This is a genomic window from Bartonella vinsonii subsp. arupensis OK-94-513, from assembly GCF_000278235.1.
Classification (GTDB): Bacteria; Pseudomonadota; Alphaproteobacteria; order Rhizobiales; family Rhizobiaceae; genus Bartonella; species Bartonella arupensis.
In genome coordinates this window covers 962,045-975,910 of sequence record NZ_JH725037.1, presented here as the reverse complement: position 1 = coordinate 975,910, position 13,866 = coordinate 962,045, and the positions used below count along the sequence as shown (strand labels likewise).

Below are 13,866 nucleotides of genomic sequence, written 5' to 3'. Positions count from 1 at the left end.
TCATTGGCAACACTAATTGCTGTTTCACTTAACTGATTTGCTTCTTCTGCTTTACTCTTCGCATTATTAGCTATTTCTTTCGCTTTACCTGCTTCCTCATGCGCTTCTTCGGATTCTCTTTTCGCCAAATTCGCTTTAGCTGTTGCTCCATCTGCTGTTTTCTTGGCTTTACTTGCTTCCTCATGCGCTTCTGTAACTATCTCTTTCACCTCTTGTACTGTAGATTGCGCACTATCGGCCGCTTGTTTAGCAGCACTAGATTCTTGTTTCGCCTCATCCACTATTCTTTGGTATCCTTCCGCTAATGTCTGCACCGATTGTGCCATTGCCTTGGCAGCATCAGAGGCTTTTTTTGCATCCGATATTAAAGATCTCGTTTCATCGGCTGTTGTTTTGCTTGCATTGGCTACTGTTTCTGCTCGTTCTGCACTCTCCTTGGCTGTATTCGCTGCTGTGAGCGCTGTTTCTGAAGCGCCCTTGGCTTCATTAGCTACACTCAGCGCTGTTGACGCTGCTCGCTTGGCTTCATCAGAAACTCGTTGGGCTTCATCAGAAGTGCTCTCTGCTGTCAAAACCTTGGCTTTTAGGGAGATAACATCTACTGTTGCTTTCTTGGCTGTCTTTTGTGATTCATCCGCACTGTTTTTCGCTTCATCTGCCTTCCTTGCTGCTCCTTCTGCTGTACTCTTGGCATTCTCTGCTAGAGTCTTCGCCCCATCGGCTAATTGCTTGGCTTCATTAGCTGTATTCTTTGCTTCCGTTGCTGTCTCTGTTGCTGTTTCGGATGCACTCTTGGCATTCTCTGCTAAAACCTTCGTTTCATCTGCTGTCGTCTTGGCTGCTTGCGCTAAATTCTTCACTGTCTCATCTTGTGAGGAAACCCTTTGTCTATCAACTCTGACCGCTTCTTCTGTCGCTGTTTTCGCTTCTTCAGCAATCGTTTTTGCTTGTTCCGCAACACTCTTTGCTTCTTCTGCTGTCCTTTTCGCACTATCGGCTGTTTTCTTGGCTTCATTGGCTTCGCTCTTGGCTTGATAGGCTTGTGAATCTGCTGCCTCGGCTTTTTTCTTGGCTTCTTCTGAGTACATCTGTGCTAAACTTACAGGCGCTCTAAAATTATCAACCACTTGATTGATATCTATAACTCTACTCGTTGCTCCAGACGCTTCATTCTTAGCTGCTTCTGCTATAGACCGCGCTTGCTCGGCATCATGTCTTGCATAACCGGCTTCCTGCTTGGCTTCTTTCGATACTTTTTGTGCTTCTTCCGCTTCTTTTTCTAAAGATGCTGCTTTTTTACCTGCTGCTTCTGCTGCCTTCTGTGCCTCTTCTGCTGCATATTTCGCACTATTGGCTATATCCTTTGCTTTGCCTGCTTCATCCTTCGCTTCATACGCTCGTGTTTCCGCTTTGCCTGCTGTTTTCTTGGCTTCTTCACCTGCCATTTCCGCCAAACTTGCTGTAACCTTGGCGCTATTTGCTGCTTCCTTCGCGTCGTGAGCTTTATTCCACGCTTCAGTAGCTGTGTTTCCTGCCTTTTCTGCCTTACTCCGCGCTTGCTCGGCATCATATCTTGCATTGTCAGCTGTTTGTTTTGCTTCTTTCGCTGTTTTTTGGCTTTCATCCACTACCGTTGCTAACGATTCTGCCTTCTTCTGTACCCCCTCTGCAACCTTCTTTGCCTCTTCGGCTGTATTCTTGGCTTCTTGTGCTAATTGTTTTACGGCTTCATCTTGAGAAGCTATCGCCTGTCTATCCGCTTGTACAGCTTGTTCTGCTGCCGCTTTCGCTTCATTGGCTATCCTCGTCGCCTCACTTACATCTTGTTGTGCCTGCTCGGCTTTTGCTGTTGCTTTTTCTGCCGCGCTTTTGGCTTCCTCAGATATAACCTTGGCTGTATTGGCTGTAGATGTCGCTGTTTCTGCTGTAACTTTCACATCACCAACAGCTTGCTTCGCGCCATCAGCTGTCTGTTTCGCTTCTTCTGCTTTACTCTTAGCCAAATTCGCCGTGCTCTTCACCTCTTCTACAGATTGTTTAGCTTCGACAGATTTTGTCTTCGCTTCTGAGGCTAGTGTTTCTACTGTTAATGCCTTCTGTTCTGCTCCTTCTGCCGTCCTTTTTGCTGCTTCCGCTGTATTCTTAATATGATCAATGGATTGCTTAAGGTCGTTGGCTACTGACAGCGCACTAGTTGCTGTTTCTTTTGCCTCACCTGCTGTACTAGAGGCTATCTCTGCTGTGCTTTTCGCATCCTTCGCTGTTGTGAGAGCTTCCGTACTGCTCGCTGTCGCTGTTTCGGATGCACCCTTGGCTTCTTGTGCTAACGTCTGTGCTGCTTCAGATGCTTGTTTGGCTTCCCTTGCTACAGAGACTACTCCAGAGACTTCTGCCTTGGCTGTTTCTACTCCTTGCTTGGCTTCGTCTGATGCGCTTTTAGCTGCTTGCGCTAATTTCTCTGCATTCTCCGATTGGCTCTTAGCTTCTCCTGATAACTGCTTTGCTTCTTCTGCTGTTGTCTTCGCTGTTGTTGCCTCTGTCTCTGCTCTGGAGGCTGCTTCATTCGCACTCTGAGAGTTGTTAACCGCTGTCTCTGCACTACTTTTTGCATCACGTGCTGCTGCCAATGCCTGTTCTGCTGCTGTCTTTGCCTCGTTAGCCGTTGTCGCAACCGCATTGGCTCTTTGGGCGGCTTGTCCCGCCGTTACCGCAGACGCATCAACCATTTCCTTCGTTTCATCCGCAACTCTTTTCGCATCAGCTGCTATCTGCTTCGCTTCATCCGCTGCTGTCGTAGCGGCTGTGACGCCATCCTTCGCAACATTGGCTGCTGTAAGCGCCGTCGTCACTGTTGCACCGGTTTTCGTGCTCTCTGTAAGAGCTCTTTCCGCTACGCTTTTTGCTTCTGCTGCCGTTCGTTCGAACGTATTCGCACGCGCTATGGCTTTTTCTGCCTCTTGTCTCGCTTGCACAACTTGGTCTAACGTTGCAAAAGCTTCATGCGAATATAACGCTGCTGATCCTAACAATTTCGGAACAACGACAACATCTTCTGAAGTCGCCTCTCGCATTTCTTCTTTTGTCGCAACTGGTAATTGATAGTCATGCGTATGATGTGGTACTATCATGTTCTTGCTCCCTCACATCTCTTCAAATCAATCCATCCAAATCACACTGTTTCAATTCTTCTAACTCTGTGCTTAAAACTTCTAGGCGTTCCTCTAGGGACCTGATTTTACTTTCAAACTCTGATTTCAAATCCGCCTTGAGTAATTCTAAAACCCCATTAAGCGGGGCATGCACAAAACGCTCGCCCGAATAAAAAACAACCCGTACTTGAGACGGGTCGCTAAGCTCTGATATCGCAAATGGCTTTAATAACATTTCATTGCCTCATGTCTTAATTCCAAAGACAACAGACACATTGACGGGACGCGTTTCTTCGCCTCCAAAATTTTCTGCTAAAAGATGATGTTCATGGGAAACACTATCCCCTATGCCATGTTTTATAGGTGTCGAATAATATAAAAAGTTAGCAAAGGGACTTCTAATAAACCAAGGTAAGCGCGCGGGTTTATCCTCCTCTGTAAACCAAAACGGCTTGGACATTTCCGTTCCTCTATCAAATGCTTCTTGACACCTATCATTGGCGTCTCCTGTTAAACCAACACATTCCTCATCAACATGCCTCTTGCTCCTTTGCAAACTATCCTCAACAGAAGACAAATCGCGTTTCTTACGTGAAGAGAGACGCTCTGAAGACGCTGGACCAATAAAATGATCATGGTCTTTCAAAGAATATTCTTGGACACTTGCAAATGAACGCCAAGGGTCTAGATTGCGTTCATAATCCATTCCCCGCAAAAACATTCCACGAAAATCAGGAACATTAAATGTCCTTAAACCGTCTCCTTCACCCCACGTCGTTCCTATCGCCCAAAAGAGATCTCTGTAATCTGCTCGTGAATAAGCTCTTCCATCACACAACAGCCAACCAGAAGGTAATCTTTGCATTCCAAAGCAACCAATAAGTCCAGACGGTAAACGCTTTAAGAGAGGAACTTTTTGCTTGGTAGGATTAAGAAGTTGCCAACCTGTAATCTCTTCATCATACACAAGCGTATAGAAGCAACCAATCTGAATTTCTTCCCCTGTAAGCTCCACAAGACCTGTTGCTGTTGCCTTATAAACAGCTTTGCCATCTAAAAGATTAAGCGCTACTGTTGTCGCTCCTAAATTCGTGCACTTCGAGCGAAAACGCAAAAGCATACCTGTCTTATAATTTGAAAATCCTGTGTTACTTTGGAGACGAATGGCTGTACTTTGCTGTTCTTGATTAATTGCAAACGTGCTTTCAAGCACTCCACCCGTATCCGATAAATACTCTCTCATCCTTTGCATCATCATACGTGCACTATCGTTCACCGTATTGGGAGGTTGACCTTCTGACCAATTGATAGCATCATCACACCGTGCATTCTCTGATGCCGTTAAAGACCAATCGTAAATCGTCGACATCCAAACCTCACGTCTTGATCGCAAAAACTACAGACATATTAATTGGACGAGTCTCAGCAGAGCCCACCCCTTCCAATACAACATCTTGCATACGAAGATGAGAATGGGGGAAAGCAAGCTTATGGTGAACCCGAATATCCTCCGCCTTCACTCCAAGCCGTTCTGCAAGCTTCAATCGTTGCTGGTCGTTAAGCTCATAACCCCATAGGATAGTGATATTCCCATGCCAGCTTTCCGAACCCCCTTCACTATTCAAAATAGAAAATGTCTCACCACCATGGTCATGCGTTTTTATGCTATCATTCTGTAAAGTGCCAAAGCTACGCCATGGATCAATCTTACGGTCATCATCAACACCACGCAAAAATACCCCACGCAAGTCTGGAACATTAAACTTCGTCCAACTATCACTTCCACCCCACCTTGTCCCTATCGCGTTATAAAGATCACTATAGTCACTACGAGAATACGCTTTCCCATCACACAATAACCAACCTGAGGGCAAAGATTGCATGGCAAAAACCCCTATCGTACCTGAAGGATAACGCGCAACAACAGGAGCTGATGATAAAGGGGTAGGATTCATCAGTTGCCAAACCCCATGATTATAAATCAAACTATAGATACAACCCTTTTGTATCTCTCCTCCGGATAAAAACCGCGCTCCACGGTCTGTTACCTTATAAACAGCCTTGCTCTCTAAATCATTAAGCGAAACCGTCGTTCCTCCTACATTCGTTCCCTTCGCTTTAAAACACAAAACTATATCATTATGGTACTCTCTAAACTGTGTTTTGCTTTGGAGAGAAATGGCTGTATTTTGTTGTTCGGCATCAACCGTAACAATGCCTTCAAGAACACCACCCGTATCCGATAAATACTCTCTCATCCTTTGCATCATCACGCGTGCACTATTGTTCACGCTGCTTGGTAACTGTCTTTCCAACCAATTAATATCATCATCACACCGTGCATTCTCTGACGCTGTTAAAGACCAATCATAAATCGTCGACATCCAAACCTCATGTCTTGATCGCAAAGACTACAGACACATTAATCGGGCGGGTCTCACCCTCTCCTGATCTTTCCAAAACAACATCTTGCCTGTCATCAAGGGAATAGGGCTCTACTATGTATCCTTGGATGTTCTCACTCTCTATTCCTGTAAAATTTGATATCATCCCTCCCCCAAATAAACGTAACCGGTAACCCAATATATCTGTCGTATTCCCGTGCCAATAGTTTTCGTGATCGGAAAAATGCGAAAGTGAAAGCGTCTGACCACTATGTTGGTGAGATTGCATTAAATCTGTCTGTACACTTGCAAATGAACGTCCAGTATCAATATTGCGACTATCATCAAAGCCCCGTAGAAACATCCCTCTCAAGTCTGGAACATGAAATGTCTCCACACCATCGCCTTCACCCCAAACAGTCCCTATCGCTTCAAACAGCGAACTATAAGTGCTTCGAGAATACGCTTTCCCATCACACAATAACCACCCCATAGGAACTTCTCTCATCCCAAAAGTCCCTATAAAACCTGACGGATAAAGACTACTGTCAAAATCTTGCGATAAAGGGAGCTCTGTAGGGTTTAAGAGATGCCAACTATCATCACTATAAACCAAGCTATAGATACAACCATTTTGTATCTCTCCTCCTGATAAGGTCCGTGCCCCACTGTCTGTTGCCTTGTAAACAGGCTTACCTTCTAAACCATTAAGTGCAACCGTGGTTAATCCTACATTCGTGCCTATTGCTTGAAACTGTACAAAGATACCTGTCTTATACTCCTTAAATTGCGATTTGGTTTGCAAACGAATAGTTGTCCGTTTCTGTTGTTCATCAATCGTAAACGTACTTTCAAGCGCTCCACCTGTATCTGATAAATACTCCCTCACCCTTTGCATCATCACACGCGCACTGTTATTGATCGTGCTTGGCAATTGCCCTTCTGACCAATTAACCAAATTATCGGCATGCGTGTTCTCAGACGCTCTAAGCGACCAATCATAAATCGTCGACATGTTCGTGAATCCTAAATCCTATAAAAGGGTCCGTAAAAGGCTCTCATAAATTGTGACATCAGAGGATTGTCTTCTTCACTCTGGTCTTCTTCTGAGGCTTCTTGCTGCTGTGAAGAAAGCAAGGCTCTTAAAAAGGCAAGCACGTTATCCCTGTTACCATGTGGAATGCTACCTCCAACAGCGTGGCTTGCACGATAAGGCTTCTGACCACCATACATTTGCAAGACATGATTGACAAAGTCACCAGCACGCATACCAGCATTTCCCCCATTCAAACCAACGGCATTGCTACCAACAATTTGTGCTGCATGGGCTTGCGGGTTTTGCAAAAGACGCGCTGCTCCTCCTGCTCCTTGTTGATGGGCTAAATACAATTCCGCTTCACTAGGCGCTCTTCCCAAAACACGGCTTAAATGATTACGATTATCCCGTGTAAGTCTACCCATCGCATCCGCTGCTTGTATAGGGTCAAACCTATCCTGTAAGCCATATTGCTTGGCTGTGCTGTCTATGAACTGATACAACCCTCCAGCAGAGGAACGAGGATTCCTTGCATTCGGATTCCCACCGCTTTCAATCTGTGCAACACGGTACAAATAACTCTCAGGCAAGCCATAGCGGGATGCCGTTTGACGTATCGCTTGATCTATCGAAGGATTATAGCGGGTCATTGAATCTTACTCCTTACAAATCTTCCCGCTTCTCCCGCCAACACAGAAGAAATAAAATGCCACCCCTTTTCATTCAAAATTCCCTTTTTATGCAAATTGATAAATCGTTGGAGCATTTCAGCAACTTGCTGTTGATTCATTCCTTTAACGCCAAAAGTCGCTAACTTTGCTATATCACGTTCAAGGATTTGCCTTTCTTTTTGAGGCAATTTTCTAACCGTATCAGATAAAACATTTTGAATAATTTTGGCTCCTGCACGAAGAGCACTCCCTTTACTATAGGGGAGATTAACACCTGCCAAATGAGAGGGTTCAGGCGTTCCTTTAAACGGCTTCACACCTCTTTTAGCAGCATCTTGATAAAATTCTTCCTCAGCTACAGACTTTCTAAAAGCATGAAGTTCTTTGCTGCTTAAAGACCTCCTGAGGTTTTTAGTCATAGCACCCGTTTGTAAAATATTGGAAAGGTTTCTAACAGCATTGGGTCCTTCTAATATATCGTCTATATAATCTCTCATACCTACGCGATAGCTATTAAGTCCATCAGATATCGCTCCTCTCCGAAGCCCTTCTGCAATCCCCTGTCCTGAAACATCTCTCTGAGCAATGTTTTTACCTTGTTGTAAGGCTTCTACAAATCTTGCGTATTTTTCCGCACTACCACGTGCTGCTTTATAAGTAGGTGAGATTTCGTCCGTTATCTTTACCAATCTGCTCTTTAGTCTTTGGTATATAGAAACCATTTGGTTATCGCCAAAGTTATCATGCTTCCTTATCAAGTAATCAAGAGCCTTCTTGGTTTGATCTAATAACTGCATCGTAGGTTGATAGTTGATATGTCTAAACTCTTTATCATGAAATAGTTTAGGGGTTACAATATCGGGATCTTTTTCTAAGGTTTTAACTGCTCGCTCGACAGCGTCTTGAAACCCTTTATTTGCAAAAAGATGATCAAGATCTCGATAATACTTTTTATCTATAGGAGTTGCCATCGCTTTTTCATAAAGATGTTTATATGCTCCTTCCCCTTGCTCTTTAAGCGTAGTTTTTAAAATCTTTGCATCTTGTATACCTGCAATATTTTTATTTGCCGATTGACCAAGACGGTGAATTGCCCCTTTCAACCGTCCTTCATGGGCGCCTTTCAAAATATCAAAAACATGGGTGTTTATTTGCCCCGTATTGGCAAGGGATACTTCTAGATTCGGACTGATATCTGTCAAAAACGCATGGCGTGGAGCAGTTTCAAGACGTTTTGCAACATTCTCAACACCATCATCATACAACGTCCTTGCAACTTCTCTTACCGCTTTGGTTTGAACATCCTTATAAGCAGGGTTTAAATGACCTCTTACAAAAGGAGCCGATTGCAATGCCTTACCTGCTTTATTAATACCAGAAGAAATAATTGTACCAGCGACAGACCCAACAGGAGCAGCAACAGAGCCAATTCCACCTCCAATCCCTGCCGATATAAGCTTACCCGCTAAACCTTCTCCTGCTCCAGAGCCATGTAAAGCTCCAGAACCTGCTCCTAAAAGTGCTGCCTTGCCTAGCTTACCAAATGTTGTTGCCGCAGATCCTGCTCTCAAAAGCCCTAGCCCAGGGATAAATGATAATGCCGTTGGAACAATTGACCCAAGAAGATAAGCGCCTGAAGACAACCATGGGTGTTTCTCTTCCAATGCTTTCTGGTAAGCGCGTTCCTTGGCTACTCTTCTGTTATAGGTCTCTTCTGCTTTTTTATCACCGCTCCAATAATCCGTAAAACCTGCTTCATTCGCCGCTTGTATCTCATCACTATACCCTGCCGTGAGACCAGATATCCCATGGCTCCTAATCGCATCCAACCAAGTAAGATCTTTATCAGCAAAGGAAATATCATCAGAGCTTTCTTGTGAACCTGAAATCTCAGAACCAACTACCTTATATTTTCTTGCCCATTCAGGTAGAAGTGATTTATCATAATCATTATATTCTGAATAATTGACTGTATTTTGAGGATTGGGAATCTCAGGACCAACAATTTTATACTTCCTAGCCCATTCAGGTAGAAATGACTTATCATAATCTTTATATTCAGACATGGGATAACCTATTTTTCTACAGGAACTAGATTGCCATTTGCAAGCCTAACCAAAAATACTGTTCCTTTTGGAAGGCTTTCGACATCTTTTTCACTTTTCACTATTGGTGCTTTTGCATAATTTTCTTGAGGCATCGATAAATCTACTGAATATTGATCAGAGGTTTCCTTAGGGGTATCTAGATGCTGCCCTGTGAATGCATTGTATAATTTATTATCATCAAACTTACTCAAAAAACCTAATGTTGTTTCAAGAAGGCGTAAAGTCTTTTCCAATCCTTTTGGATCACGTCCAACATCCAAAGAGCCAAACATTGATGACATCGCCTTACTTTCGAAATCTGATATAGGACCAACTCCCATATTTCCAGTAGCACTCATCGATTTTAGATTCTCAAATACAGTCTTTAGAACGCCACCTCTAATCCCATCCAATAATCTGTCTAATTCATACGCAGGTGTTCCTCCAATGCCTCTCGAACCCCATCCAGTAAACCCTGTCGCATACCCATCCTTTATGAGTTTGATAGCGTCTGCAATATCACTTAATCCAGCGCGCAACTGCTGTTTGTTAAGAAAAGCATTTCTTTTCTTTTTATGCTCCCATTCTTGCTGTGCTTGTAGCTTCTGGTTGTACTCAAGTTCCTGTAGAGTCCCTGTCATCGGTCTCTGTCCACGTTTACCTGTCTCTGGATCGGTATACCATTCATGCCCCGCAAGTAATTTAGGAGCATCACCACCTGTTAGCATCGCACTAAGCATTTGAGGATTACGTGCCATGATAGTAGCTTCTTCATCACTGTAACCTTTGGATTTCAGATACTCCACTGTTTGGTTAACTTGGTTTCTCTGTTCTCTTGCCATATCACCACGACGAAGATTCATAGCTGCATTAGCCAAATCTTGTGCCATTGTTCCATCAGACATGGCATAACCAAGGGCATAATCTGATAATCTTTCTAACAATTCAGGACTACGCAATTGATCCCAAAAACTCTTTGAAGAAGTAGTATCTTGTCGTGGTTGTACTTGCGGTACAGATTGGGTTGGCTCTGATTGTGCTATTGGAATAGGGGATTCTGCTAGCGGGTTCTGTTGTGGTTGCAATGACGTCAAATCCGAAAGTGCATTAGGTAAAGGTTCTATATCCTTAGCCAAACCTAAGGGATGAGGTTGTGAACCAACCGTCGTCATAGGCATTGAAGGAGATGAAGAGAACGCATCCGGTTGTATTTTCTGTGGTTTCAAAGCCGAACTTACATTCGGTAAAGGCGGCATATCTTTAGCTAACCCTAGAGGATATGGTTGTGAACCAACTGTGCCAACCGGTACTGAAGGTGCTAAATAAGGCAACATATTCGCCTGCTGTTGTGCGTTATTTTGCGCCATACGTTGATTGTGCATCTGCATTATACGAGACGTATAAGGGCTCATTGCATACATAGAATTAATAAGCCTTGATAAAATGTTATCGCTATTATTTATCATCACTCCCCTCCTCTATTTTTTCATATAAGATGAAGCAATTTGACCAACACCAGCTAAAAGTCCTATAATGTTTTTCCAAGGGTCGTTGCCTGGGAGCTTAGATTGTGTGAGATTGTTCGTCGTTGTGCTGTAGGGGTCTGCAAAGCCACGACCTGCATTCATCAACTTGTTCAACCTATTCCAACCGCTATTGTCTTGCTCCATCCAACGTTCGCGATTAGCATCAACAAGCCTTTGATTATACGCATCAAGCACCCCTCCCCCCTGTATGGCATTGGAATAGGCATTGCCATAACCCTGTAAGAAGTTATTTGATGCTCCCAACTGATTTTGATTGGCTTGGTCTATCAGTGAATTCGCCTGCACCATGCGGTCCGCATCACGATTATACTGATCTGCTGTAGCACTTGTGGACAAAGCACCAAGTTCATTTGCCAATACACCTTGATGTGCACCGGACCCATAACGACCTGCGCCTGCAAAAGAGCTATTAATCGTATCTCTTACACGGTCTAAGCTATTTTGAAGGGCGGCATTAAAAGAGGGGTTCTGTCCAACCATACCACCTGAAGCCATTGTTCCAAGATTATTTGCTGACGACGTTGGATTGTAGATTGCATTCATCAAAGAGCGATTTTGATAATGATGAGGAATACTTCCAAGACCACTAATTCCATAGCGCGTTTGAGCACTCAAAGGTGCAACGCGTGGTCCCATGTAAACATTACCACCTGCACCTGAATTATAAAGATTATAGGCATCTGCACCGCCCCGTTTAAAAACATTCTCCATCCAAGAAGGCGGTGCACTACTTTGTACTTGCTTTTGTTCCGTTACTGACGGTGTCCTACTCCCCATTGCCTAATTCCTTCCGATAATAAATCATGTCTATCCCGTAACCTTGCTTACTCAATGCACGTCGCCATCCTAAACGACCCAAAATCTCCATTTCACAAGCACCATTCTCACGCGCCCAATCCTCTGCAAACTTCAGATTGTCGATAAGCTCTAACCCGCCATGACCGCAACAATCACAAATGAGAGCACGCTTCTTCCCTAAAACTGTTGTCTGGATTTGCGTCGTGACTGCCAATAAAAACCGATCATCATCATCAAGAACCAGCCACAACTGCTTCTTGCCAGTGCAAATCTCTTCGATAAGCTGTTGCAAAGTAAGCTCATGCTTAAAACGCTCGCTATAACGACGAAAAGCTGCAAAGATATCTTCAAAATAAGGGGCTATGCGATCCTTATCCCAAGAAGAGGTGAGAACTATCTTTGCCATTAACGTCTGCCTAAAGGTCGTAAATCCACGTTAAAGCCCGTGATATGATGCCATGTAACACCCTCAGGGATGCGCAATTTAAAGCGGTGATAACGATTGCGTGACCGCCCATGATAAGCACCCGTGACGAAAGAACAGATCCGTTCTTTATGCCATGTAATGGGCGTGTGCGGATTACGAACTCCACGCTCCCCTATACTCAAGAGCCCTTCTAGAGTATCAACCTCTGCAAACATCTTGGTGAAAAAGCTAAAGCTCCCATCAGGTGACCCCATCTCTTGTGATACAACAATCGCCTCCATTGGAGCGCCTGTAAACACAACAAGCCTGTTTTGACCATCAAAACCACCAAGAACCGGTGCACCACTTTGCCAAATTGAACTGTCAAGAGAGGCTGGTAAGCTTTCAAGGCTTGTTGAAAGCTCATCCAATTGTTCCAAGGTGTAGCCTGTCGTAAAAACAGGAAACAAGCTTAAAGGCTTTCCTTGGATTGTTGACCATTTCTGCAAACCCCAATCATAAACAAAGGTGGTTTGCTGGTTATTTCCCCTCTTCAAAGACCAGTAAACACGATTATGAACAGGGTCTACCACTCCTTGCATTCCATCAAGAGCAAGCTTATCAAAAGTCGTGAATACCGTTCGGTCAACCTTTTCAAATCCTATTGGTAAAAGTTGTCCATCCGGACCAATCTGATAAAAGCCACCATCTCCAGCAAAAAAGGCATTATTGCCACAACATGCAATGGCTTGTGCACTTCTTGCTCCACGCTTGTCGTGGATCTTTTGGAACGTAAAGGGAATTTTAGAGCCTGGCATAAAGGTTCCCGCATAAACAGCAGAGCGTAAGAAAACCAAGGGATTGGTCGATTCTGTTGCCCCTTGTACATATTCTCCATCATGAAAGTCATGATAATAACAATCTTTTTCGCCTACCGTCCAATGGGTTGCATCATTCAAGCCTGACCAATGGATACGATGAGGATGATCAGTCAATTGCATCAAACATAAAAAATCACCCCAAACCTTTACTAATCCTGCTTTCGGCGGATTGCCTCCTAATTCTTCAAACCGTTGTGAACTCTTAACATTGAACACCTGTGGTTTGTCATTTTTGTTGACCGCAATAATTGTTTCACCAAACATGGCAAAAGACCATTTGTTCTCTTCGTTGGCGTGATAGGTTACACCCGTTTGACTGATGTCTTTCCAGCCTCGCGTTTGATTATCGTAAGCATAAAGCTTTGTAGCTCCTCCTACGATTATCTTAACCCCATCACCTGATCTAAAGGCGATCGAACCTAATGGCTTTTCTTCTAAAGGAGCAGAAATAACCGTTGCACTTGGCATAGGAATGTGAGAACCGTCTGCCGGTAAAACATTCACAAGTGTATCGGTAAAACTGCTGTTAATAACCGCAACATCCGGTCTGTAATCTGCAATGGGGAAGTAAACCATGTTAGAAATCCGTTGGGACAATTCTTGTTACGTTATGGCGCTTTGAAGTCTCTGCACGCAATTCCCGCAAATGTTCCTCGAAGTCATTGTAAGCAGCGGCTGCACAATCGGGCTCTTTCAAGATATTCTTGTACAATTCATATTTTGCCCGTGCTTTGATCAGATCAAAGGCGTGGACAAACCATGGGTGTTCCTGATGAACATCCGTAAGCTCTTCTAAACGCATGGGTGAGAGGATGAGTTGTACCTGATAGGCTCTATCTGGTATGGGATAGAGATACAGTTTCCTATCAAAATAACTGTAACAAACCGGCGTTCCCTGCTGTCCTGA

12 protein-coding genes are annotated in these 13,866 nt (G+C 44.0%); all 12 read right to left on the bottom strand.

Features of this window, described 5'->3' with window-relative positions; translation table 11 throughout:
- The coding region (locus ME1_RS04245; RefSeq protein ID WP_004863723.1) for an alanine-zipper protein at positions 1-3,128 on the bottom strand (3,128 nt) is incomplete at its 3' end.
- Positions 3,129-3,150: 22 nt separating this feature from the next.
- On the bottom strand, positions 3,151-3,384 hold the full coding sequence (locus tag ME1_RS04240) for a prefoldin domain-containing protein (protein ID WP_004863720.1): 234 nt from the start codon (positions 3,382-3,384) through the stop codon (positions 3,151-3,153).
- A gap of 9 nt (positions 3,385-3,393) precedes the next feature.
- A complete protein-coding gene (locus ME1_RS04235) occupies positions 3,394-4,518 on the bottom strand; it encodes a phage tail protein (protein WP_004863717.1) in 1,125 nt (374 codons plus the stop codon).
- A gap of 7 nt (positions 4,519-4,525) precedes the next feature.
- On the bottom strand, positions 4,526-5,533 hold the full coding sequence (locus ME1_RS04230) for a tail fiber protein (RefSeq protein ID WP_004863713.1): 1,008 nt from the start codon (positions 5,531-5,533) through the stop codon (positions 4,526-4,528).
- A 7-nt stretch (positions 5,534-5,540) separates the two neighbouring features.
- Positions 5,541-6,548, bottom strand: coding sequence for a phage tail protein (locus ME1_RS04225; protein WP_004863711.1), 1,008 nt, complete (start codon positions 6,546-6,548; stop codon positions 5,541-5,543).
- An 11-nt stretch (positions 6,549-6,559) separates the two neighbouring features.
- Positions 6,560-7,219, bottom strand: coding sequence for a transglycosylase SLT domain-containing protein (locus ME1_RS04220; protein ID WP_004863709.1), 660 nt, complete (start codon positions 7,217-7,219; stop codon positions 6,560-6,562).
- Positions 7,216-9,306: a hypothetical protein gene (locus tag ME1_RS04215; RefSeq protein ID WP_004863708.1), complete on the bottom strand. Its 2,091-nt coding sequence runs from the start codon at positions 9,304-9,306 to the stop codon at positions 7,216-7,218. The genes ME1_RS04220 and ME1_RS04215 overlap by 4 nt, the downstream gene beginning before the upstream one ends.
- 8 nt (positions 9,307-9,314) lie before the next feature.
- Positions 9,315-10,793 (bottom strand): hypothetical protein, encoded by a 1,479-nt coding sequence (locus ME1_RS04210; RefSeq protein WP_004863705.1) that lies wholly within the window; start codon positions 10,791-10,793, stop codon positions 9,315-9,317.
- 12 nt (positions 10,794-10,805) lie between these two features.
- On the bottom strand, positions 10,806-11,651 hold the full coding sequence (locus ME1_RS04205; protein WP_004863701.1) for a hypothetical protein: 846 nt from the start codon (positions 11,649-11,651) through the stop codon (positions 10,806-10,808).
- Positions 11,641-12,078: a hypothetical protein gene (locus tag ME1_RS04200; RefSeq protein WP_004863698.1), complete on the bottom strand. Its 438-nt coding sequence runs from the start codon at positions 12,076-12,078 to the stop codon at positions 11,641-11,643. Before ME1_RS04200 ends, ME1_RS04205 begins: the two co-directional genes overlap by 11 nt.
- Positions 12,078-13,535, bottom strand: coding sequence for a hypothetical protein (locus tag ME1_RS04195; protein ID WP_004863697.1), 1,458 nt, complete (start codon positions 13,533-13,535; stop codon positions 12,078-12,080). The genes ME1_RS04200 and ME1_RS04195 overlap by 1 nt, the downstream gene beginning before the upstream one ends.
- A gap of 1 nt (position 13,536) precedes the next feature.
- Positions 13,537-13,866, bottom strand: a 330-nt coding sequence (locus tag ME1_RS04190) for a phage adaptor protein (protein WP_004863694.1), incomplete at its 5' end; no start/stop codon positions are given.

Excerpts from the sequence above, each read along its gene's own strand:
- ME1_RS04215 (WP_004863708.1), bottom strand. The coding sequence starts at position 9,306 with ATGTCTGAATATAAAGATTATGATAAGTCATTTCTACCTGAATGGGCT.
- ME1_RS04225 (WP_004863711.1), bottom strand. The coding sequence starts at position 6,548 with ATGTCGACGATTTATGATTGGTCGCTTAGAGCGTCTGAGAACACGCAT.
- ME1_RS04195 (WP_004863697.1), bottom strand. The coding sequence starts at position 13,535 with ATGGTTTACTTCCCCATTGCAGATTACAGACCGGATGTTGCGGTTATT.
- ME1_RS04205 (WP_004863701.1), bottom strand. The coding sequence starts at position 11,651 with ATGGGGAGTAGGACACCGTCAGTAACGGAACAAAAGCAAGTACAAAGT.
- ME1_RS04230 (WP_004863713.1), bottom strand. The coding sequence starts at position 5,533 with ATGTCGACGATTTATGATTGGTCTTTAACAGCGTCAGAGAATGCACGG.
- ME1_RS04220 (WP_004863709.1), bottom strand. The coding sequence starts at position 7,219 with ATGACCCGCTATAATCCTTCGATAGATCAAGCGATACGTCAAACGGCA.
- ME1_RS04210 (WP_004863705.1), bottom strand. The coding sequence starts at position 10,793 with ATGATAAATAATAGCGATAACATTTTATCAAGGCTTATTAATTCTATG.
- ME1_RS04200 (WP_004863698.1), bottom strand. The coding sequence starts at position 12,078 with ATGGCAAAGATAGTTCTCACCTCTTCTTGGGATAAGGATCGCATAGCC.
- ME1_RS04235 (WP_004863717.1), bottom strand. The coding sequence starts at position 4,518 with ATGTCGACGATTTACGATTGGTCTTTAACGGCATCAGAGAATGCACGG.
- ME1_RS04240 (WP_004863720.1), bottom strand. The coding sequence starts at position 3,384 with ATGTTATTAAAGCCATTTGCGATATCAGAGCTTAGCGACCCGTCTCAA.